Annotated in this window: 18 protein-coding genes; 9 read left to right on the forward strand and 9 right to left on the reverse strand. The window is 74.6% G+C overall.

The window, feature by feature from the left end; translation table 11 throughout:
- The first annotated feature begins 24 nt into the window (after positions 1-24).
- Positions 25-318, forward strand: a complete 294-nt coding sequence (locus tag SERN_RS14330; protein WP_135850851.1) for a heavy-metal-associated domain-containing protein — start codon at positions 25-27, stop codon at positions 316-318.
- Positions 315-2717, forward strand: a complete 2403-nt coding sequence (locus SERN_RS14335) for a heavy metal translocating P-type ATPase (protein WP_135850852.1) — start codon at positions 315-317, stop codon at positions 2715-2717. Before SERN_RS14330 ends, SERN_RS14335 begins: the two co-directional genes overlap by 4 nt.
- Here SERN_RS14335 and SERN_RS14340 read toward each other — a convergent pair.
- From SERN_RS14340 to SERN_RS14360, 5 genes are all read right to left on the reverse strand, one after another.
- Positions 2674-3771, reverse strand: coding sequence for a DUF2330 domain-containing protein (locus SERN_RS14340; RefSeq protein WP_135850853.1), 1098 nt, complete (start codon positions 3769-3771; stop codon positions 2674-2676). The two genes, SERN_RS14335 and SERN_RS14340, sit on opposite strands and share 44 nt — an antisense overlap.
- A gap of 118 nt (positions 3772-3889) precedes the next feature.
- Positions 3890-4720, reverse strand: a complete 831-nt coding sequence (locus SERN_RS14345) for an ABC transporter permease (protein WP_135850854.1) — start codon at positions 4718-4720, stop codon at positions 3890-3892.
- Entirely contained in the window at positions 4717-5643 is a 927-nt protein-coding gene (locus tag SERN_RS14350) for an ABC transporter ATP-binding protein (RefSeq protein ID WP_135850855.1), read from the reverse strand. The genes SERN_RS14345 and SERN_RS14350 overlap by 4 nt, the downstream gene beginning before the upstream one ends.
- A complete protein-coding gene (locus SERN_RS14355) occupies positions 5640-5936 on the reverse strand; it encodes a transcriptional regulator (protein ID WP_135850856.1) in 297 nt (98 codons plus the stop codon). Before SERN_RS14355 ends, SERN_RS14350 begins: the two co-directional genes overlap by 4 nt.
- On the reverse strand, positions 5933-6580 hold the full coding sequence (locus SERN_RS14360) for a hypothetical protein (protein ID WP_135850857.1): 648 nt from the start codon (positions 6578-6580) through the stop codon (positions 5933-5935). Before SERN_RS14360 ends, SERN_RS14355 begins: the two co-directional genes overlap by 4 nt.
- A gap of 135 nt (positions 6581-6715) precedes the next feature.
- Between SERN_RS14360 and SERN_RS14365 the strand changes: the two genes are divergently transcribed.
- From SERN_RS14365 to SERN_RS14375, 3 genes are read left to right on the forward strand one after another with little or no spacing between them, the layout of a single operon-like run.
- Positions 6716-7528, forward strand: coding sequence for a CPBP family intramembrane glutamic endopeptidase (locus tag SERN_RS14365; RefSeq protein WP_233251727.1), 813 nt, complete (start codon positions 6716-6718; stop codon positions 7526-7528).
- Positions 7529-7571: 43 nt separating this feature from the next.
- The gene (locus tag SERN_RS14370) at positions 7572-10631 is read left to right on the forward strand and encodes a lysylphosphatidylglycerol synthase transmembrane domain-containing protein (RefSeq protein ID WP_135850858.1); all 3060 of its coding nucleotides are present in this window, start codon (positions 7572-7574) and stop codon (positions 10629-10631) included.
- 31 nt (positions 10632-10662) lie between these two features.
- On the forward strand, positions 10663-12009 hold the full coding sequence (locus tag SERN_RS14375) for a PP2C family protein-serine/threonine phosphatase (RefSeq protein ID WP_158292675.1): 1347 nt from the start codon (positions 10663-10665) through the stop codon (positions 12007-12009).
- Positions 12010-12033: 24 nt separating this feature from the next.
- Here SERN_RS14375 and SERN_RS14380 read toward each other — a convergent pair whose 3' ends face one another.
- Positions 12034-13242, reverse strand: coding sequence for a polysaccharide pyruvyl transferase family protein (locus SERN_RS14380; RefSeq protein WP_135850860.1), 1209 nt, complete (start codon positions 13240-13242; stop codon positions 12034-12036).
- A 169-nt stretch (positions 13243-13411) separates the two neighbouring features.
- On the opposite strand from SERN_RS14380, the gene SERN_RS14385 reads away from it, so the two are divergent.
- Together SERN_RS14385 and SERN_RS14390 are read left to right on the forward strand one after the other, a co-directional pair.
- The gene (locus SERN_RS14385) at positions 13412-15583 is read left to right on the forward strand and encodes a glycosyltransferase (protein ID WP_135850861.1); all 2172 of its coding nucleotides are present in this window, start codon (positions 13412-13414) and stop codon (positions 15581-15583) included.
- Positions 15580-16899 carry a nucleotide disphospho-sugar-binding domain-containing protein gene (locus tag SERN_RS14390; protein ID WP_135850862.1) on the forward strand — a complete coding sequence of 440 codons (1320 nt, stop codon included), beginning with the start codon at positions 15580-15582 and terminating at the stop codon, positions 16897-16899. Before SERN_RS14385 ends, SERN_RS14390 begins: the two co-directional genes overlap by 4 nt.
- Here SERN_RS14390 and SERN_RS14395 read toward each other — a convergent pair.
- A complete protein-coding gene (locus tag SERN_RS14395) occupies positions 16851-17540 on the reverse strand; it encodes a hypothetical protein (RefSeq protein ID WP_135850863.1) in 690 nt (229 codons plus the stop codon). The two genes, SERN_RS14390 and SERN_RS14395, sit on opposite strands and share 49 nt — an antisense overlap.
- A 133-nt stretch (positions 17541-17673) precedes the next feature.
- On the opposite strand from SERN_RS14395, the gene SERN_RS14400 reads away from it, so the two are divergent.
- Positions 17674-18666: an aldo/keto reductase gene (locus tag SERN_RS14400; protein WP_199241640.1), complete on the forward strand. Its 993-nt coding sequence runs from the start codon at positions 17674-17676 to the stop codon at positions 18664-18666.
- A 130-nt stretch (positions 18667-18796) separates the two neighbouring features.
- On the opposite strand, the gene SERN_RS14405 is transcribed toward SERN_RS14400, so the two are convergent.
- The gene (locus tag SERN_RS14405; protein ID WP_135850864.1) at positions 18797-20713 is read right to left on the reverse strand and encodes an ABC transporter ATP-binding protein; all 1917 of its coding nucleotides are present in this window, start codon (positions 20711-20713) and stop codon (positions 18797-18799) included.
- A gap of 72 nt (positions 20714-20785) precedes the next feature.
- Between SERN_RS14405 and SERN_RS14410 the strand changes: the two genes are divergently transcribed.
- The gene (locus tag SERN_RS14410) at positions 20786-21337 is read left to right on the forward strand and encodes a MarR family winged helix-turn-helix transcriptional regulator (RefSeq protein WP_135850865.1); all 552 of its coding nucleotides are present in this window, start codon (positions 20786-20788) and stop codon (positions 21335-21337) included.
- Between the two features lie 19 nt (positions 21338-21356).
- Here the strand turns inward: SERN_RS14410 and SERN_RS14415 are convergent, their stop codons facing one another.
- Entirely contained in the window at positions 21357-21848 is a 492-nt protein-coding gene (locus tag SERN_RS14415; protein ID WP_158292676.1) for a YybH family protein, read from the reverse strand.
- Positions 21849-21902: the final 54 nt, after the last annotated feature.

Here is a 21902-nt window from a genome sequence, read left to right on the forward strand (position 1 = left end):
CACCCCACGACACCAGGAGTCACCATGACCACGCTCACCACCATCGACGTCACCGGCATGACCTGCGCTCACTGCGTCTCCGCCGTCACGACCGAGCTCGAGAAGGTCGACGCCGTCGAGCGCGTCTCGGTCGAGCTGCACGACGGCGGGACGTCGCACGTCACGCTGTTCTCCGACGACGAGCTGCCGCAGGACGCGCTCCGCGCCGCCGTCGACGAGGCCGGGTACGAGGTCACCGGCATCAGCAGCCACGGCGCCGCGCAGGAGTTCGCCCAGCTCGCCGAGGTGCGCGAGCAGGAGGCCGAGAAGGACTCGTGACCGCCCCCGTGCACGACCCTCGGCCGACCCGGCCGCTCGCGGAGCTGGACCTCGCCGTCGAGGGGATGACGTGCGCGAGCTGCGTCGCGCGCGTCGAGCGCAAGCTGTCGCGGCTGCCCGGCGTGACCGCCGAGGTCAACCTGGCGCTGGAGCAGGCGCACGTCGTGCTGACCGAGCCGGCCACCGACGACGAGCTGCTGGCCGCCGTCGCGAGCGCCGGCTACCGCGCGTCCGTGATCCGGCCCGAGCACGACGGCCACGCCGACCACGTCGAGCACGCTGGCCACCACCACGGAAACGACGGGAGCACCGCGGCCGCCGACCACGACGCCGCCGACCTCTCCGCCCCGGTCGCCGACCGCGGGGCCGTGCTCCGGCGTCGCCTGATCGTCGCCTCGATCCTCACGGTGCCGGTCGTGGCGCTGTCCATGGTCCCCGCGCTGCAGTTCCCCGCGTGGCAGTGGGTCGTCCTCGCGCTCGCGCTCCCCGTCGTGACCTGGGCGGCCTGGCCGTTCCACGTCGCCGCCGCCCGCGCCGCGCGCCACGGCTCCTCGACGATGGACACCCTCGTCTCGCTCGGCGTGATCGCCGCGTCGCTGTGGTCGGTGTGGGCGATCACGCTCGGTGGTGCCGGGATGATCGGCATGCGCATGGAGCCGACGCTCGTCCCGCGTCTGGGTGGCGACCACGGGGCGATGCCCGAGCTCTACCTCGAGGTCGCGGCCGTCGTCGTGACGTTCCTGCTGGCCGGGCGCTACGCCGAGCACCGCGCGCGCCGCTCGTCGGGCGACGCGCTCCGCAGCCTGCTCGAGCTCGGCGCCAAGGAGGCGACGCTCGTCGCCCTCGGTCCCGACGGCGCCCGCACCGAGCGCCAGGTCCCCGTCTCCACCCTGGTCGTGGGCGACCTGTTCGCCGTCCGCCCCGGTGAGAAGGTCGCGACCGACGGCGAGGTCGTGCGGGGGCGCTCGGCCGTCGACACGTCCCTGCTGACGGGTGAGCCGGTGCCGCTCGACGTCGCTCCCGGCGACCCCGTCACCGGCGCGACGGTCAACACCTCCGGCGCTCTGCTGGTGCGCGCCACCCGGGTCGGCTCCGACACGGCGCTGGCCCAGATCTCGCGGCTCGTCTCCCGCGCGCAGACCGGCAAGGCTCCGGTGCAGCGGCTCGCGGACCGGATCTCGGCCGTGTTCGTCCCCGTCGTGATCGTGCTGGCGCTCGCGACGCTGGGGACGTGGCTGTCGATCGGCGCGCTCGGCGGTCCGGAGGGCCTGACCACGGGGGAGGTGCAGGTGGCGTTCACGGCCGCCGTCGCCGTCCTGATCATCGCGTGCCCGTGCGCGCTCGGCCTCGCCACCCCCACGGCGCTGCTCGTGGGCACCGGCCGGGGCGCCCGGCTCGGGATCCTCATCAAGGGCCCCGAGATCCTCGAGGCCACGCGCCGGGTCGACGTCGCCGTGCTCGACAAGACCGGCACGATCACCGCGGGGCGGATGGCCGTCACCGAGGTCGTCGCGAGCGGCGTCGAGCGGGCCGACGTGCTCGCCCTCGCCGGCGCGCTCGAGGCGCCGTCGGAGCACCCGATCGCGCGCGCCGTCGTCGCGGCGGCCCGGGCCGACGCCCCCGGCACGCCGCTGCCCGAGGTCGAGGACTTCGCCGCGGCCGCCGGATTCGGCGTCACGGCGACGCTCGCGGACGGCGCTCGCGCCGCCGTCGGGCGGCCCGCGTGGATCGCCGAGCAGGCGCGCGTCCCGGACGAGGTGACGCGCGCCGTCGCCCGCCTCGAGGCGACCGGCGCCACCACGGTGGTGCTGGCGCTCGGGTCCGACGGCGACGCAGCGCTCACCGCCGTCGGCGTCATCGCGCTGGCGGACGAGCTCAAGCCGACCTCGCGCGACGCCGTCGCGCAGCTCGTGGCGCTCGGCATCACGCCCGTGCTGCTCACGGGCGATGCGGAGGCCGCGGCCCGGACGGTCGCGGCGCAGGTCGGGATCGAGAGCGTCGTCGCGGGCGTGCTGCCCGAGGGCAAGGTGCGCGAGGTCGAGCGGCTGCAGCGCGAGGGGCACGTGGTCGCGATGGTCGGCGACGGCGTGAACGACGCCGCCGCGCTGGCCCAGGCCGATCTCGGTCTCGCGATGGGGACGGGCACCGACGTCGCGATCGAGGCGAGCGACCTCACGCTCGTGCGGGGCGACCTGCGCAGCGCCCCGACGGCGATCGCGCTGTCGCGCCGCACGCTGCGCGTGATCAGGCAGAACCTGTTCTGGGCCTTCGCCTACAACGTCGCGGCGATCCCGCTGGCGGCGCTGGGGCTGCTCAACCCGATGATCGCGGGGGCCGCGATGGCGGCCAGCTCGGTCATCGTGGTGACGAACTCCCTGCGGCTGCGCTCGGCTCCTTGACGGCGGTGCGGCGCCGTCGGGCCACCCGTGCCAGGGTCCCGACGGCGCCGAGCACGACCATGCCGATCGCCACGAACGCCGGGCCGGCCAGGATCGGCCCCACCATGCGGTCGACCTCGACCCGGTAGGTGCGCTGAACGTCGCCCTGCTCGGAGGCGGCGAACATGAAGTCCGACGTGATGTCGGCCGCGGGGTCGACGAACGTCTGCTCGACCGCGGTGACGTAGGCGTCCTGTCCGAAGGGTTCGCCCCACGTCTCCAGCGCGGGATGCGCGGCCTGTCCGAGCGGGCCGGCGTAGAGGACGTCATAGTTGACCCCGCCGTCGGCCCGGTCCATCCGCCGGTCGGCGACGACGTAGGTCCGCACCTGCTGCGCGACGTCCGCGGCGGCGGAGAGCCGCATCGGATAGACCAGCTCGTCGCTGGCGAACGTCAGGTCGACGGGCGGGATCTCGCCGTCGAGCGCCTCGCCCTCCGGTGACAGCTTGATCGCGACGAACGACCAGCCCTCCTCCACGTAGGCACCCATCGCGGCGGCGAGCTGCTCGGAGAGGGCGTAACCGCGCTCGTCGAGCCAGGACAGCAGCCCGTCCAGGTCGGCGGAGCCGAGGCTCGCGACCTCGAGCGGCCCGAGCGTCACCTCCTGGAAGACGTCGACGCCGGGCGAGCCGCCCGGTGCGGCACCGGCCGCGCCGTCGCCTCCCGAACCCCAGTCGGGCCACCAGACGGAGACCTCCTCGCGCTGCGGGGCGCTGATCTCGGCGAGCGCGTCGAACGCCTCGGCGTCGCCCAGTGCGGCGGTCGCGGGGGTGGGCGTCGGCACGACGAGGGCGGCGTCAGCCAGGTCGGAGTCGGCGTCGAGCGCGATCTGGACGCGCTGCGTGCCGTCGACGAGCGACAGGATCGCCTGCTCGCCGACCACGTCCATGCCACCCTCGCCGTCCTCCGGGAGCGCGAAGTCGCCGCAGCCGCACGCTGCGGCGGGCGGGATCGTCACGAGTCCCGCGGTGAGCATGAGCACCGAGCCCGTGAGGGCCGCCGTCCGTCGTCCCACGTCGTCCTCCGCCGGTCGTGAGTGGCTCCCCCGGGTCCGGGTGGAGTGCTCGCATCCTGCCGCAACGGCCGTCGCCCGTGGGGGACGGATCGTACGGCGGGGCGGCGCGGGTGGCCGGTCAGCGGAAGCGGCGGCCCTCGTCGTTGCGGTAGGCGACCACGGCCATCGCGGCGAACACGGCCACCCACGCCAGGAACACCGGGACGGCGTAGCCGTAGCCGACCTCGCCCGTCGTGGCGAGCACCATGACCTCGCGCGCCGCGCGGCTGGGCAGGCCCGTGGAGACGGCGTCGAGCCAGCCCGGGAACATGTCCGGCGGGAGGAAGAGGCCGCCGGCGAACGCGAGCGGGAACAGCACCACCTGGACGACGGCGATGGCGGCCTTCGACGTCAGGGAGTAGCCGATGGCGAGCCCCAGGAGCGTGAACGGCACCGCGATCGCGAGCACGGCACCGACCGCCACCACGAGCCGCAGCGCGGGAAGAGTCGCGTCCGTGAAGAACACCCCGACGAGGGCCAGCGGCACGATCGAGATGGCGGTGAAGCACAGGCCGTTCAGCACCCGGCCCACGAGCCGCGGCGCGGCCCCGGCCGGCAGCGTGCGGACGTAGCCGTCGAACGGCTGACCGCGGTCCTCGGCCACACCCGTGCCGTGCGTGAACAGGCACGCGGACATGACCGCGAACACGCCCAGCTGCGAGATCGCCTGGGTGGCGAAGAGCGGGTCGCCGGCCACCGCCTCGTTGGGCACCACGAAGAAGAACGCGGCTAGCGCGGGGAAGAGCGCCGCACTGATCACGGCGACCGGGACGCGGACGGTCTCGAGGAACTGGGCGCGGACGTGCAGCCCGACGAGGCGCAGGAACGCCACGGGCCGCGCACCGGCGGGGGTCGCGGTGCGCGGGCTCCGGGCGCCGCCGGAGGGGGACGTGGTGGCCGTGGTGCTCATCGGGTCGCTCCCTGGGTCGCGCTCTCGCGCTCGGTCATGGCGAGGAAGGCCTCCTCCAGGCTGGCGCCACGGACCTCGAGGCCCGAGAAGGCCACGTCGCGGCGGACGAGCTCGCGCACGACGGCGTCGGAGTCCGCGGTGAGGACCGAGGTCCGACCGTCCTGCTGCGACAGGTCCACGACCGAGGGCAGGTCGCGCAGGCGGTCGACGTCGGCGGGGTGCTCGAGCGTGAGGCGCACGTGCCTGGCCCCGACCCTGGCGAGGATGGCGGGGAGGTCGTCGTCGGCGAGCACGCGGCCGCCGTCGATCACCACGACCCTCTCCGCGAGCGCCTCGATCTCCTCGAGGTAGTGGCTCGTGACCACGACGCACGCGCCGCTGGCGTGGTAGCCGCGCACGGCGTCCCACAGGATGCGGCGGGCGTCGACGTCGAGACCCGTGGTCGGCTCGTCCAGCAGCACGAGGCGCGGACGGCCCACGATCGCGAGCGCGACGGCGAGGCGGCGCCGCTGCCCGCCCGACAGCCCGCCGGTCTGGCGCGAGGCGAGATCGGTCAGGCCGAACATCTCCATCAGCTCGCCGGTCGCCATCGGGGCCGGGTAGTGGCCGCCGACGAAGTCGACGACCTCGCGCACCTTCAGCGTGGACGGCAGGCCCGTCTCCTGCGGCGTGGTGCCCAGCAGGATCCGGTTGGCGGCGTCGCGCGGGTCCCCGCCGAAGAGCCGTACGGTGCCGCGCGAGGGACGCCGCAGACCGGAGACGAGGCTCAGCAGGGTCGACTTCCCGGCCCCGTTCGGGCCGAGCATGCCGATCAGCTGACCCTCCTCGAGCGTGAGCGTGACGTCGTCGAGCGCCGTGACGGCGTCGAACGTGCGCGTCACTCCCTCGAGCGTCGCGGCGGGCGTGGCGGTCGTCGGTCTCATCGGGAGCCTCCCAGGATGGCGGACAGCGCGTGGCGGTAGCCGTCGAGCGCGGTCCTTCCGGTGTCGGACAGGGCGAGATAGGTGACGGGGGTGCGTCGTTCGTGGGTCTTGGTGACGACCACGTAGCCGGCGTCCTCGAGCTTGCGCAGGTGGGTGGAGAGGTTGCCGGCGGTCATCGCGAGGACCTCGCGCAGGCGGGGGAACGCGAGGACGTCGCCCCGGTCGAGCTCGGCGAGCGCGACGACGATCCGCAGCCGGGCGGGTGCGTGGATCACGGGGTCGAGCTCGGTCACGGCCGCCCCCGGCCGCGGCGGCCTGCGACGTGGCACGCGAACGCGCCCACCAGGAGACCGCCGCCGCCCGCGACCGACATCACGAGGTAGATCGACGGCATGCCCGTCATCGCCCCGATCCCCGCCATCACGGCGATCCACGCGCCGAGCGCGAACCACGACCAGTCCCGGTAGGTCGCCGCCCCCGCCATGTACAGGGTGCCGACGACGAGGCACGGCAGCGCCGTCGAGACGATCCCCATCACGGCGGGATCGGTGTCCGCGCGACCGAGCGCTCCCAGGACGAGGCCGACGACGGTGAAGGCCACGAGCCAGGACCAGCCGTACATCGACCCGGTGGTCGCGCTGGTCCCCCGGAGACCGCGCGAACGTCGCGTGACGTGCACGATCGTCACGACGACGGCCGTCGCCAGCAGCGCGTAGAAGACGGCGAACGCCCAGCCGGCGGGCTGCACGTCGGTCGCCGTGCGCGCCGTCGTCCACAGGGCGCCGAAGCCGACGAACCAGGCGATCCCCCAGACTCCGAACAGGATCCGGGGGTCGGGGCTCAGGCGGTCGCCGATGCGCCCGCCGTCGCCGAGGATCTGGGCGGCGAGCCTCGGGTCGAGGGCCGCGTCGTCGTCGTGGCTGGGAATCGAGGTCATACCGCTAGGTTTGCATTGCAAACTAGTCTGCGTCAAGGGGTGGGTGGTGGTGGTCGCGGGCCCCCTCGTCCCGCACCCAGGAGACGTCCAGGGAGAGCGCCGACCTCGCCCCGGCCGAGGTGGTAGAACGCAGGGGTGAGCGAAACGTCCCCGCTGGTCTCGCAGGTCCCGGTGTCCGCCGATGCCCGACGCCGGCGGTTGCGCCAGGAGATCTGGCTCGTCCTGGGCGTGGCGATCCTCGGCAGCGCGACGCTCGCCGTCCTCAACCTGATCGACCGCTACACGATCGACGTCCCGCTGGCGCAGCAGTCGGCGTCGCTGAACGTCACGCAGAACGAGCGCCCCTGGCTCGACCTCCTCTACCAGCTGCGCCGCCTCGTGTTCCTGGCGCTCCCGGCCCTGCTGGCGCTGTACCTGCTGTCGGCCAACGGCCGCAGCGCGGCGCGTCGCATCGGCCTCGACCTCGCGCGCCCCGGGCGGGACCTGCTGCACGGACTCGGCCTGGCCGCCGCCGTCGGCATCCCCGGACTCGGTGTCTACGCGCTGGGGCGCGCGCTCGGCGTCACGGTCGAGGTGCGGCCGGCGACCCTCGACGCCTTCTGGTGGACCGTCCCCGTGCTGATCCTGGCGGCGCTGGCGAACGGATTCCTGGAGGAGGTCGTCGTCGTCGGCTACCTCGCGGAGCGGCTCAAGGACCTGCGCTGGGGAGTCGCGGCGATCATCGTCGCGAGCGCCGTCCTGCGCGGCAGCTACCACCTCTACCAGGGTCCGGGCATGGCGATCGGGAACGTCGCGATGGGCGTGCTCTTCGCCTGGTACTACCTGAGGCCGAGCTGGGGTCGGCGCGTGCTGCCGCTCGTCGTCGCCCACACCCTGATCGACGTGGTCGCGTTCGTGGGCTACTCCCTCCTGCCGGAGGCCTGGCTGACGGCGCTCGGCGTCGGATGACCACCTCCCCCGGCACACCCCCGCCGCGACCTAGACTCGCCGGGTGAGCGAGAGGCAGGATCCGGGGGCGCCGGGCACGCCCGACGAGGGCATCACCACCTCCGACGTGCCCGGGTACCAGCGGACGCAGCGGCTCGATCCGGCCGAGCTCGCGCGGGCGGCGACAGATCCGTCGGTCGCACCCGAGGAGCCGGCCCCGCCGGCAGAGCCGGCCGCACCCGAACCTCAGCCGGACCCCGAGCCGCCGCTCCACCACGACACGGCCGAGATCGCCGCGCGCCTCCCGGCCCCCGTCCGCCCCAGCCCGCCACCCGACCGCACGGTCGAGGTCATCGACCTGCCGGTCTACCGCATCCGGCGTCCGGGCGACCTGGTCGCCGCCGTCGTCACCACCGTCGGCATCGCCCTGGTGCTGCTCCTCGCGGTGTTCGCGCACGCGACGACCGAGGGCGTCACCGAGGACGTCCGAGGCGCCATCCCCGGCACCCTCCAGAGCGTGCTGCTGGCGCCCGTGAACCTGCTCGAGGGCGTCGTGACGTTCCTCCTGCCGATCGTCATCGGGATCGAACGCCTCTTCCGGCGGCAGCTGCGGCTCGTGGCCGAGGCGATGGCGGCCTCGCTGATCGCCGGGCTCGTCACCGCGGGTGCCGTCTGGCTCCTGAACGCCGTCGGTCCCGACGTGCTGGTCGACGGCGTCGCGACGCCGGGCGGCGTCACCCTGGTCCCGCTCATCGCGGCGCTCACCGCGTTCCTGACAATCGTCGCCGCGACCGACCGCCGCGGCCTGGTGGCCTGGACCTGGAACCTCCTCTGGGTCACGCTCGTGCTCCTCGTCCTGCGCGGCGGGATCACCCTCCCCGGCGCGCTCGCCTCCGTGCTGCTGGGCCGCACGCTCGGCCTGGTCGTCCGCTACGTCACCGGCGTGCTGGGCGATCGCGCCTACGGCGAGTCGCTCCTGCGGGCGCTGCGGCGGGCCGGGATCGATCCCGTCGCGGTCACGCGCGTCGTGGACGGCAAGCCGATGCTCGACGTCGAGCCCACGCGCATCACGACCGACGCCCCCATCGGGTACCGCTCGGAGTCGGAGACGGCGAGCGACGCCGTCGAGCGTGCGCTGGCCGAGGTGGACGAGGCGGAGGGCCACCCGGCGGAGGAGAGCGGCAGGACCGCGGCCGAGGCGACCGCCCCGCCCGCTCCGCCCGCTCCGCCCGCACCCGCCACCACCCCCGCCGGCCCCCCGACGTCCGCCCACACCGGCCGCGACCCGCGCACCACGGCCACGTGGGAGCTGAGCGAGCAGGACGTCGAGCGGATGCGCGAGACCGCCGAGCGCCCCGCCGTCGCGGGGTCGACCGGCTCGTCGATGTCCAACCCGTTCGGCTCCCGCCGCCAGGGCGAGACCCCGCGGCCGGAGCTGCGCACCGCCTCCGCCGTCGTCGGCGAGGACGAGGGCGAGAACCGCATCTACTCGGTGCGCGACGTCGACGGCAGGGTCTGGGACGTCGGCGTGCTCGACGACGACCGCCAGGTCCTCGGCGCGCTCGCCACGTTCTGGAGGGCGGTCCGCCTGCGCGGCCTGCAGCGCCGGACCGGCGTCTCCCTGCGCGCCTCGGTCGAGCGTGCGAGCCTGTTGTCCTACGCCGCCGAGTCCGCGGGCGTGCGGACGCCGAAGCTGCGCGGCATCGCGACGGAGCAGGGCAGCGCCGTCCTCGTCTCGGAGCACGTGACCGGGTCGGAGACGTTCGGCGACATCCAGACCCGCCGCCTCACCGACCGCGTGCTCGACCGGATCTGGGAGCAGGTCAGGATCGCGCACGCCGCCGGCCTGGCGCACCGCGAGCTGGACGACCAGGCGATCCTCATCGACGCCGGCGACCGCGTCTGGCTCGCCGGCTGGATCGAGGGCGAGATCGCCTCGCCGTCGCTCGCCCGCCGCCTCGACCTCACGCACGTGCTCGCGCTGCTCGCGCTGCGGGTCGGCTCGGAACGAGCCATGGCGAGCGCCAACCGCAACCTCAACCAGCCGCAGCTCGCCTCGATCGCACCGATCCTGCAGCCCGTCGCTCTGCCCGAGCGGACACGCGCGGACGCGCGCCGCAACCGCGCCGTCCTCAAGGAGGTGCAGGAGCTGCTCGTGCGGGTGATCCCGACGGCGGCCGACGCACCCCCGATGCAGCTGCGCCGGTTCTCGGTGCGCACGATCGTCACGGTGACGGTCGCCGTCGTCGCCGTCGTCATCCTGCTGACCTCGATCAACATCACCCAGATGATCGGGTTCGTGCGGGAGGCGAACCCGTGGTGGCTCGCGGCTGCCTTCGTGCTGGGCCTGTCGACCTACCTCGGTTCAGCCATGACGCTCAAGGCGTTCTCGCCGGTCACCATCCCGCTCTGGCGCACCACGCTCGTCCAGATCGCCGCCTCGGTGGTCGCCCTCGTGGCCCCGGCCGGCGTCGGACCCGCGGCACTCAACCTGCGGTTCATGCAGAAGCAGCGCCTCGACACCCCGATGGCGCTCGCGACGGTCGCGCTCGTGCAGATCTCGCAGTTCGTCACCACGGTCCTGCTCCTCATCGTGGTTGCACTGATCACCGGTTCCTCCGGCGCGCTGGACCAGCTGCCGTCGGGCGCCGTGCTGATCGGGGCGCTCGTGGTCGTCGTGCTGGTGGGCTCCGCCCTCGCCGTCACCCGCCTTCGCCGCTGGGTGCTGGCGAAGATCACGCCCACGCTCAAGCAGATCTGGCCGCGCCTGGTCTGGGTCGTGGGCCAGCCCGGCCGCCTGCTGATCGGGCTGCTCGGCAACGTCATCATGACGGTCGGCTACATCGCGGCCTTCGGTCTCACGCTGCACGCGTTCGGCGCCAGCATCCCGCTCACCACGCTCGCCATCGTCTACCTGGTCTCGAACACCGCCGGTTCCGCGGTCCCGACCCCGGGTGGCATCGGCGCCGTCGAGGGCGCGCTCACCGCGGGTCTCACCGCCGCGGGCGTCGCGACGGCGGCCTCGCTCGCCACGGCGTTCGTCTTCCGACTCCTGACGTTCTGGGGCCGTGTCCCGCTCGGCTGGTTCGCGCTGCGCTACCTGCAGAAGCGGAATCTCGTCTGACCCCCCGGGGTGTAGGAGAATGTCTGCCACCATGAACTCGTTCTCCTTCGCAGCGCTGACCGACGTCGGTACCGTGCGCACGAACAACGAGGACTCCGCGCTGGCCAGCTGCGAGCTGCTGGCGCTCGCCGACGGCATGGGTGGGCACGCCGCCGGGGAGGTCGCCTCCGCCGTCGTGATGCACTCCCTCAGCCGCCTCCTGGCCCCCGGGGCCGAGATCACGGTCGACGCCGTCACCGAGGCCGCGCGCACGGCGCGCGGCGCGCTGCGGAGCATGTCCCAGGCCGACCACGAGATGGAGGGGATGGGCACCACGCTGGTGGGCCTCGGTGTCGGGCCCGACGGCGTCATCCTCACCCACGTCGGCGACTCGCGGATCTACCGCGTGCGGGACGGCGAGGTCGTCCAGATCACGACCGACCACACCCACGTCCAACGGCTCGTGGACTCGGGACGGCTCGACCCGGCCGAGGTGCGCAACCACCCCTACCGCTCGGTCATCCTGCGCTCCATCGACGACACGAGCGACGACCTGCCCGACGTCTCCGTGACCGACGAGATCCGCGCCGGCGACCGCGTCCTGCTGTGCAGCGACGGGCTCTCGGACTACGTCACGCACGAGGCGCTCGTGACCTCGCTCGTGGACGGGTCGCCGCTCGACGCCGCGCGGAGCCTGCTGCGGGGAGCGCTGCGCGCCGGCACGCGCGACAACGTGACCGTCATCGTGGCCGACGTGCACGATCCCGACCTCGAGCAGAACGATGACGTCGTGCCCGAACCCGCCGTGGTGGTCGGGGCCTCGCTCGGTCAGGCGCAGCTCGACGGCAGCGCCCGCGCCGTGCTGCTCGACGCCTTCCCCGACGCCGCGACGCTGCTCGACACCGTGCCGCGCGTCCCGGCGGACGAGATCGACGAGGACACCCTGCCGCCGCGGGGCGGGGCGGCTGCTCGTTCGACCGCGGCGGCGGGCGACGGCGTCGCACCGGTGCCGCCCGCGGTCCCCGGTGGCGGCGGGGTCGCGCTCGCCGACGGGCCGGACGTGACCGAGACCGTTCCGTTCGCGACCGCGCGCGACGTGACCGAGACGGTGCCCGTACCGCCCCCGGTGGTGGCGACGGGCGAGGAGGCCGAGGTCGGGACGGCGGGAGCGACCGAGGGCGAGGGCCTCGAGGCGCTGTTCGGTCCGGGAGCGGCCGCCGACGCGACGTCGACGGCGTCGCCCGTGGCCGACGAGCGCGCGACGGACGACGACGGTGCCGCCGCCCCTCCGGCACCGCGCCCCTCGCACCGCCCCGACGCGCGGGACGTGCTGTGGCTCGGCCTCGTCGTCGCCTCGTTCACCGCCGTGACGCTGTCGGTCTGGTTCACGCAGTCCTGATCGGACCGGCCTCGCCGGCGCCCGTCAGCTGAACGCCGCCGCGATCTCGTCCCACCACGCCGCGGTGTCGGCGCGATGCGGCGGCAGCCGGCGGGCGGCCTCCTCGGCGATCTCCTCGCGACGCCGCACGAGAGCGTGCAGCTGCGCCACGCCGCCCGAGTCCGCGGCCGTGATCGGCACGACGGCGTCCTGCCCCCAGTGCGCGAGCGCGCCACGCTGCTTGGTCGCCGTGTACTCGTCGGTGACGAGACCGAGCACGGGCACCCCGCCCGGCGCCGCGAACACCGCGGGGTGGTAACGCCCGGTGATGAGCAGCGCCGAGGACCGGGCGAGCTGCGCCGAGGACCGCGAGTCCCCTGACGGCACCACGCTGGAGGCGGTCCGCATCCGGGCGCGCACCTCCTCGTGCAGGACGGCGTCACCGCGGGGTGCGCCGCCGGTGAGCGGTCCGTAGTGCGCGTGGAACCGCGCGGGGGCGCCGACCGCGTCGACCGCCTCGTCCACGAGGGTCGCGATGCGGGCGACGGTCTCGTCCCGGGGAGCGCCGCCGAGCGACAGCGAGAGGCTGACGAGGACCCCGGTGCGCTCCGCCGTCGACGCTGACACCCCGAACGCACCCGACGCGCCCGACGCACCGGGCAGGCCGACGAACGAGGCGTCGTCGACGCCGAGCCGGGCCCGGACACCGAGATCGGCCGCCAGCCGGTGGGACGCCGCCTCCCGGACGCCGGCCAGCCGCGCCTCGCGCAGGAGCCCGGCCACGAGGTCGCGATCCCGCCCCGTGAGAGAGGGTCCGAGCGTCTGCCCGGACACGACCAGCGGCGTCCCCGTCCGCGCGGCGATCCCGCCGAGGGCCGCGCGCTCGTAGACGTGCAGCGGCCACGTCGAGGCGAGGTTGCCGCCGCCGGCCACGACGACGCCGTCGGCCGCCGCGACGGCGTCGACGACCGCGAGCGCCGGATCCTCCGCCGCCAGGGCCGGGCGGCCGGCCGCGATCTCCCAGACCGCCGCGAGCCGCGCCTCGGCGGCCTCGCGGCCGAGGCCGTCGAACCCGATCCGTCCCACCGCCGGCATCCCGTACCTGGCGGTGGTCTCCTGCGGAACGGAGGAGATGCCGGTGACGACGGCGCCGCGGGCGGTCAGCTCGTCGCCGGCCGCCTCGAACATCGCCTCGTCACCGATGTGGATCATGTCGTCGATGACACCCACGTCACCGATCATCAGCACTCTCACGGAACTCCTCGCATCTCTCGAACGGCCGGGACAACGCTAGGCCAGCGGAGCGCGTCCCCGGCACGCGTGACCACCGTGAGCGACGGCGGCCGCGCCGTCTCGCCCGCCCGACGGCGCCGTCATACGATCAGGTGCTCGCCCGGACCGGGGTGACGGATGAGGGAGTTCCATGGGCGTGCAGACGGCTCTCGACGCGGTGCGTCGGGCCCCCGGGATCGTCGACGCCATGCGGCTCGCGGACGATCTCGCCTTCGAGGCCGGACGCGACCCCGGCGTCCGCACCCTGCGCGTCCTCGGCGGTGCCATCGCCGGCTCCGACCAGGTCGCGGCCATCGCGGCCGTGCACGCCCTGGCCGAGGTCTTCGACGACCAGGCCTCACGCATGCTCGGCGGACTCCTGTGGGACGAGCGGGCGACGATCCGCGAGCACGCCGCCTGGGCCCTCGGCTCGGGACTTCCCCGTCCCGACGCTATGGCGCGTCTCATCGCGCTCGTGGCAGCCGGCGGCTTCACCGGGATGCTGGCGCAGCGCACGCTCGAGCAGTGGTCGACGTCGTCGGCCGAGACGCTCGCCGTCGCGCTCGAGGCCGCCCTCCTGGGCGTCGTGGACCCCGCGCCCCGCGCCCGGCTCGTGGAGACGCTCGGCCTGGTCCGCCCCGAGGTGGCCACGCGCGCGCTCCTGCGGATCGCCGTCGACGCGCGCGAGCACGACGACGTGCGCATCGCGGCCGTCTCCGCGCTCGGCCAGCGGCCGGGTGCGCCCGGGATCGTCGAGCCGCTCGAGGACCTGGTGGGCGGCGACGGCCTGCTCGCCGAGGTGGCGCGGCTCGCGCTCGTCGACCTGGCCGAGATGCCCGCACCCGCGGCGGTCGACGGCGACGGTCTGACCGTCGCCCAGCTCTTCCTGCACGCCGACATCGACCCCTCCCTCAGCTCCGCCGGTGCCGGCGACAACGGCGGCATCGCGACGCTCCTCGTCCGTCTCGGCGACGCCCTCGTGACCGATCCGTCGACCGGCGTCCGGAGCGTCATCACGCTCTCGCGCGGCCCCGTCGCCCAGGCGACCGACGACCTCCTCGACCTGGGCCGCGGCCGGGCCGGGCACACCTACGGTCACGTGCCGCTGCTCGTCGACCCCATGCCGTCGGCGGCGGCCTGGCCGCTGCGCGTGACGGCGCGGCGCGGCATCCGGCGCCTCCTGCGTGCCGCCGGGCGGGTCGATCTCCTGCACCTGCGGATGGCCGACGTCGGCAGCCTCGCCGCCGCCGACGTCGCCCGCGAGCTCGGCATCCCGGTGGTCTTCACGGTGGCGCCCGACCCGCACGGCGTCATCCAGTCGACCGACCGGTCGGGCGCCCTCACGCGCGAGCGCTTCGGCGACGTCGACCTCCTCGAGCACTACTGGTTCCGGACCCGGCTCGTGCAGAACCTCGCCTCCAACGCCGCGCACACCGTGCTCTTCCCCCGGCCCGAGCTGCAGCGCGACATGCTCCAGCTCGTCGGCATCGACATCGCCTCCCACCCCGAGCGCCACACGATCGTCGCGGAGGGCGTCGACCTCGAGGTCGTGGACCGCGCCGTCGCGGCCGCCCGCGAGCACGCCGGTGGCGCGCCGGCCCGCGGCGCCGTCGCCGAGCTGCGCGCGCTCGTGGAGGACCTGTCGCCCGAGCGTCGGGCGCTGCCGATCATCGTGACCGTCGGCCGACTGCACCGGGTCAAGGGCATGGCCACCCTGGTGGAGTCCTGGGCGCGCGGCCCGCTGCACGACCGGGCGAACCTCCTCGTCGTCGGCGGCGACCTCGAGCACCCCTCCCTCGACGAGCGGGAGCAGCTCGAGCGCATCGACCGCGCCGTTCCCGTGGGTGCGCGCGGCGAGCGCGGGCTCCTGCTCGCGGGGCACCGGCGCAACGACGTCGCGGCGCAGTGGCTCGCGGCGGTGCGGTTCGGGATGCCGGGCCTGACGGCCCCCGGCGGCGTGTACGTCTGCGCGAGCCTCAAGGAGGAGTTCGGCATCGCGCTGCTCGAGGCGATGGCGACGGGCCTGATGGTCGTCGCGCCCGACGGTGGCGGCCCCGCCACGTACGTCGAGGACGGCGTCACGGGCGTGCTCACCCGGACGTGGGACGCCGCGCTGCTCGAGTCGGCGACGGCCGCGGCGCTCGACGTCGCCGCGCAGGCCGAGGGCGAGCGGGGCGGGAGCGGCCGGCGCGCCGAGCGCTCGCACGCGATGGTGCGGAGCAGCTTCACCATCCAGGCGATGGCGACGGCGCTCGGCCCGGTCTACCGGGACGTGGTCGCCGAGGAGGCCGAGCTGGTCCGCGCCGCCGGGGTGACCCTGTGACCCTGCTCGTCATCAGCCCCGACTACGCCTCGCACCTCCTGCCGTTGGCCACGCTCGCGACCGCGTGGCGGGACGCGGGCGAGCGGGTCGTCGTCGCGACGGGTCCGGCGACCGCCCCGATCGTGCGCGAGTTCGGCCTCGAACGCCTGGACCTGCCGCTCGGCCGGGGCAGCAACGCGCGCGTGATCTCGGCGGACGAGCAGCCGAAGGACGAGTCGGCCTCGCTCCGCGGCTTCTTCGACGCCACGCGCCGCGGCATGGTCGAGACGCTGCGCTACCAGGCGTCCGAGCGCCTGACCGACCTGATGTGGGACCCCGTCACGGTGGGCCGCCGCGTGCTCGCCGCCGTCGAGGAGGTCCGGCCCACCGCGATCCTCGTCGACCACCTGGCCTTCAGCGCGCGCGTCGCGCTGCAGACGGCAGGCATCGCCTACGGCGACGTCGTGCTCGGGCACCCGAGCGCGCTCCCCGTCGCCGGTGAGGTGTACGGGTTCCCACCGTTCTGGCCGACGTCGTTCACCCCGGACGCGGCCGCGCTCGACGAGCTGCGGGCGCTGTGCCACGACGTGTCCGCGCGGTTCACGGCCGAGTGGAACCGGGCCGCCGTCGCCCTCGATCCGGCCGCGACGCCGACGGCGGACGCATTCGCCGAGCACGGCGCCACGGTCCTGTACAACTACCCGGCCGAGCTCGCGGCGGGTGACGGCCGCCTCCTCCCGCCGCACGCGTTCCTCGGCTCGACCCGGCGCACGGAGTCACCGGACGACGAGGTCGACCGGTGGATCGCGGCGGGTGGCGACTACGCCTACGTCAGCTTCGGCAGCTTCCTCTCGGTCCGCGGCGACGTGCTCGCACGCGTGGCGCAGGCGCTGCGGAGCATCGGGCTGCGGGCCGCGATCGCCACGGGGTCCACGCCCCCCGCGGAGCTCGGGCCGATCCCTGCGGACTGGCTCGTGCGCGACTACCTGCCGCAGGTGCGACTGCTCGGGCGGGCGCGCCTCACGGTCACGCACGGGGGCAACAACTCCGTGACCGAGGCGTTCGGGCAGGGCGTGCCCCTGCTGGTGCTCCCGTTCTCGACCGACCAGTTCGCGGGGGCCGAGGCCGTCGAGCGCGCGGGCGCCGGCCTGGCCCTGGCCCCGAACACGGCGACCGTCGACGAGCTCGCCGAGGCGCTGCGGGCCGTGCGGGACCTCCCCGCCCCCGGTCGTGCGCTGCTCGACGGCGCCGCCGCCTCCCAGGCGGAGCGCGGCGGCCCGCGGATCGCCTACGAGCTGCTGACGACGCCCTCGGCGGACCCGACGCCCACGAGCTGAGCCATCGCCTCGGCGTCGCCCGCCGCGGCGCGGTAGCGCTCCATCAGCGCGGCGTTGGCGTCGTAGCGTTCCCCGGCCCGCACCTCGGCCTGGTGGTGCAGCGCGTAGACGCGGCCCTCGTGCCGCACGGGCGGCTCACCGAGCACGGTCCCGTGCGCGAGGTACCAGGCGGCGTCCTCGAAGCCCCAGCCGCGGAAGCGCTCGTCCTGGCCCCCGTGCGCGGCCCAGGTCTCCGGCGTCGTCACGTACACGCCGGAGCAGGCGCCGTTGACGAGCTCGAAGTCGCAGTCCGCGGCCGCCCGGCCCGACGTCAGCTGGGCGGTGCCCCGGGCGCCGAGCCAGTGGTAGGCCGTGTACGGCAGGTGCACCCGTCCGCTCGTGCGTGCCGCTGCCACCGCTGAGCGCAGCGGGCCGACCTCGGGGATCGTGTCGGCGTCGTTGAGCACGACGACGTCGTCCGGCCCGACCGACGCCACGGCGCGGTTGCGGCATGCGGCGAGCACGAAGACGTCGTCGTCGGTGTCGATCGTCCTGACCGTCGCCTCGGGAACGTGGTCGGCGTACCACCGCGTCAGCACCTCGAAGGAGCTGACGCGGGTCGGGGCGGGCCGCCACGGGATGACGACGGTGAACGAGGGCATCTGCCCAGGGTAGGCCGACGGACATCCGCCGGACGCAGCTCCTCGTCACCGGGTGCTCCGGCGCGCGCCGACCTACGATCGGGGCGTGGACATCCATCCCGCCTACCAGGCCGACGACGACCGCTACTCGCGCATGACCTACGCCCGCTCCGGGACCTCGGGGCTCAAGCTGCCCCGCATCTCCCTCGGGCTCTGGCACAACTTCGGTGACACCAACGACCGCCGCACGCAGCGCGACATGCTGCGCGCCGCGTTCGACCACGGCGTCACGCACTTCGACCTCGCCAACAACTACGGCCCGCCCTACGGCGCGGCGGAGGCGAGCTTTGGCCGCCACTTCGCGGCCGACTGGCGCCCGTACCGCGACGAGCTGCTCATCTCCTCCAAGGCCGGCTACGACATGTGGCCCGGCCCGTACGGCGACGGCGGTTCGCGCAAGTACCTGATCTCCTCGCTCGACCAGTCCCTGCAGCGCATGGGCCTGGACTACGTGGACGTCTTCTACTCCCACCGCCGCGACCCCGAGACGCCGCTCGAGGAGACGATGGGCGCTCTCGACCACATCGTCCGCTCGGGCAAGGCGCTGTACGTCGGCATCTCGAGCTACAACGCCGCCGACACCGCTCGCGCGTCGGAGATCCTGCGCGACCTCGGAACCCCGCTGACGCTGCACCAGCCGCGCTACTCGATGCTCGACCGCTGGATCGAGGAGCCGGGGGCGCACGACAGCGCCGACGCGCGCAGCCTGCAGGACGTGCTCGACGCCGAGGGCGTGGGCTCCATCGTCTTCTCCCCGCTCGAGCAGGGTCTGCTGACCTCGCGCTACCTCGACGGGATCCCCGAGGACTCGCGCGTCGGCAAGGACGGGCGCTACCTCAGCAGCGACAACCTGGCGCCGGACCGCCTGGCCAAGGTGCGCGCGCTCGCGCCGATCGCGGAGGGTCGCGGCCAGAGCATCGCGCAGCTCGCGCTGTCCTGGGTGCTGCGCGGCGGACGCGTGACGTCCGCGATCGTCGGGGCCTCCTCCGTGGAGCAGCTGCTCGGCACGGTGGCGGCCGGGTCGGCGCCCGACCTGACCGCTGACGAGGTCTCCGCCGTCGAGCAGGCCCTGGCGGCCACCGCCTGATCGCGCTCGTCCCACCGGCCTCGCCGAGAATGCGCACGGCTGCTCCGTCCAGCGGATGGAGCAGCCGTGCGCACTCTCGGCCTGGGGGTGGGACCGGGCGGGGTGGGTCGGCCGGGGGTGAGCCGCGAGGTCAGGCGGCGAGCGTCGCGTCAGCTCCGGCGTCGCGCCACAGGCGGGCGTACGCACCGTCACGCGCGAGCAGCTCCGCGTGCGTGCCCTGCTCCACCACGCGGCCGTCACCCAGGACGGCGATGACGTCGGCGTCGCGCACGGTCGAGAGGCGGTGCGCGATCGTGATGGTCGTGCGGCCGCGCGCGACGACGTCGAGCGCCTCCTGCACGGCGCGCTCGGTCGTGTTGTCGAGCGCGGAGGTGGCCTCGTCGAGCACGAGGACGCGCGGGTCGCGCAGCAGGGTGCGGGCGATGGCCACGCGCTGACGCTCCCCGCCGGAGAACCGGTGGCCGCGCGCGCCCACCAGGGTGTCGTAGCCGTCGGGGAGCGCCGTCACGACGTCGTGCAGCCGCGCCGCGCGGGCCGCCGCCTCGATCTCGGCGTCGGACGCGTCCGGCTTCGCCGCGCGCAGGTTGTCCGCGATGCTCGCGTGCAGCAGGTAGGACTCCTGCGACACGACGCCGACCGCGGCGGCCAGGTCCGCGAGCGTCACGTCGCGCACGTCGACGCCGTCGATCCGGACGGCGCCGGACGTCACGTCGTGCAGGCGCGGGACGAGCGAGGACAGCGTGGTCTTGCCGGATCCGGTCGCGCCGACCAGAGCCAGGTGGCCGCCGGCCGGCACGCTCAGGTTGACGTGGGCGACGGCGTCGCGCGCGGCACCCGGGTAGCGGAAGGTGACGTCGTCGAACGCCACGGCGCCGGCGACGGCCGCGAACGGCACGGGCTCGGCCGGGTCGTCGATGAGGACGGGCAGGTCCATGTGCTCGAACAGGCGCGAGAACAGCGCGGTCGAGGCGGTGAGCTGCACGCCGACGTCGAGGAGTCCCGTGAGCGGGCGGAACAGCGCACCCTGCAGCGCGGTGAACGCCACCAGCGTGCCGATGGTCATGCCGCCCGACGTCGCGGGCAGGCCCGCCGCCAGGTACAGGATCGCGGGGATGGCCGCGAAGATGATCGACATCGTGGCCATGCGCCAGCGACCGGCGAGCTGCGCCGCGACCTCGAGGCCGAGCATGCCGCGCGAGGAGTCGGTGAACCGGGCCGCCAGGGCGGGACCGCTGCCGAGCGTCTTGGCGAGCGTGATGCCGCTGATCGAGAGGGACTCGTCGATCTGGCCGTGCAGGTCCGCGAGCGCCGCCTGGCGGCGCGCCGTGACCTCGCGCCGCATCGAGGCGACCTTGCGGCTGACCCAGATCGCCGGCGGGACGACCACGAGCGAGATGAGCGTGAGCCGCCAGCTGAGCGCGAGCATCGCGATCAGCGTGCCGACGACGGTGGTGACGTTGGCGGCCGCCGTCGTGGCGGAGGAGGTGACGACGCTCTGGACGCCCGCGATGTCGTTCGTCAGGCGCGAGGTGACCTCGCCGGCTCGCGTCCGGGTGAAGAAGCCGAGGTCCTGCCGCTGCAGGTGGGAGAAGAGCCGCGTGCGCAGGTCGTGCATGATGCGCTGCCCGACGCCGGTCGAGAGCCAGGTCTGCAGCACGCCGATGACGGCGGTGGCGGCGGCGACGGCGACGAGCGCGAGGACGCAGCGCAGCAGCAGGCTCAGGTCCTGGTTCGGGAGGGCGATGTCGATGATCTCGCGCGTGAGGAACGGGGTGGCCAGGCCGACCGCCGAGGACGCGACGATGAGCAGCACGACGACCGCCAGGCGCGGACGGTGCGGGGAGAACAGGCCGCCGATGCGGCGGTAGGAGACCGGGTGGGCCTCGAGCTGGGCGAGGTCGGCCGGGTCGCGGCGCGCGGGCTCACCGCGGCCTCCGGGGTGGCCGGACGGCCCGGACGTGCCGGACTTGCCGCCGGCCGTGCGGGCGGCGGAGGTGCGGGGGGCGGCGTCGTTGCCGCGTGAGCTCGTGGTGGGGGTGGTGGTCATGGGGACCTCATCTCGTCGGTGTCATATGCTGAGGTTACCTCACTATGAGGCTGCCGCGCTAGTGTGGGTGTCATGAATCACGACGAGAGCGGGGTGGGCGCCGCTCGTGCGGACCCCGCCGCGCGCCCGACGGCGTTCGCGCGCACGGGCGTGCCCGAGGCCGATCTGATCCTCGAGGCGGCGCGCGCGCTGCGCCGGACCTGGGGCGAGGGCCTCGCGGCGCACGACCTGTCGCCGCACGAGTCGCGGGCGCTGCGGGTGGTCGTGCGCGCGTGCGGGCCCGCGGAGGGTTCGGCCGACTCCCGCGCCGCGGGCGACGACGACGCGGCCGTCGCCCCCCGCCTCGCCGATCTCGCGACGGCGCTGCGCATCGCTCCGCGCTCGGCGACCGAGGTGGTGGACAGGCTGGTGGCGCGCGGGCTCGTCGAGCGCCGGCCGAGCGCGAGCGACCGCCGGGCGACCGAGGTCGTCCCGACGGCCGCGGGGCTGCAGGAGCACGGCGCCGTGGAGCGCTCGTGGGGCGACGCCGCGCGGCGGTTCCTCGAACCGCTGGACGACGACGACCGCCGTCAGCTCGCCGCGCTGCTCACCCGGCTGGCGCACCGGGACGACGACCCGCGCTGAGCGACAGCGGAGCCGGCGCTCAGCCGAACTGCGGCGCCGAGGTCTTCGGGTCCAGCGCGACCGAGGTGTGCTCGTGCAGCACGCGCCACGCGCCGTCGTCGCCGCGGCGGATCAGCCACGTGAGGCGGTTCCACATGCCGTACCGCTCGGAGCCGTCCGGCTCGACGACGGCGTAGCGGACCCGGCCGAACGCCGTCGCGAGGTCGCCGGCGACGTGGACCGTCAGCGGGTCGATCTCGGCCACGTTGCGGTCGTCCTCCCCGAGGTCGCCGAACCAGTCGGTGACCTGGAGACGCCACGCGGCGCTGCCCACGATGGGAGCGGGGCTGAAGAGGTCGTGCACGACGACGTCGTCGTCGTACAGCGCGAGGAAGCCGTCGAGGTCGGCGGCCGCCGCGGCGTCGCCGTAGGCCCTGGCCAGGGCCGCGATCGCCTCGCGGGCGGTGTCGCCGCGCACGCCGTCGGCGTTCTCGGGGTCGGCGGTCGCGGGGTTCTCGGTGTCGTTCGCCATGGTGTCCTCGGTTCTTCCTCGGGGCCGGGTCGGGCGCAGCACGCTCGTGGGCGT

The sequence above is a fragment of the Serinibacter arcticus genome, assembly GCF_004786095.1.
Taxonomy (GTDB): domain Bacteria; phylum Actinomycetota; class Actinomycetes; order Actinomycetales; family Beutenbergiaceae; genus Litorihabitans; species Litorihabitans arcticus.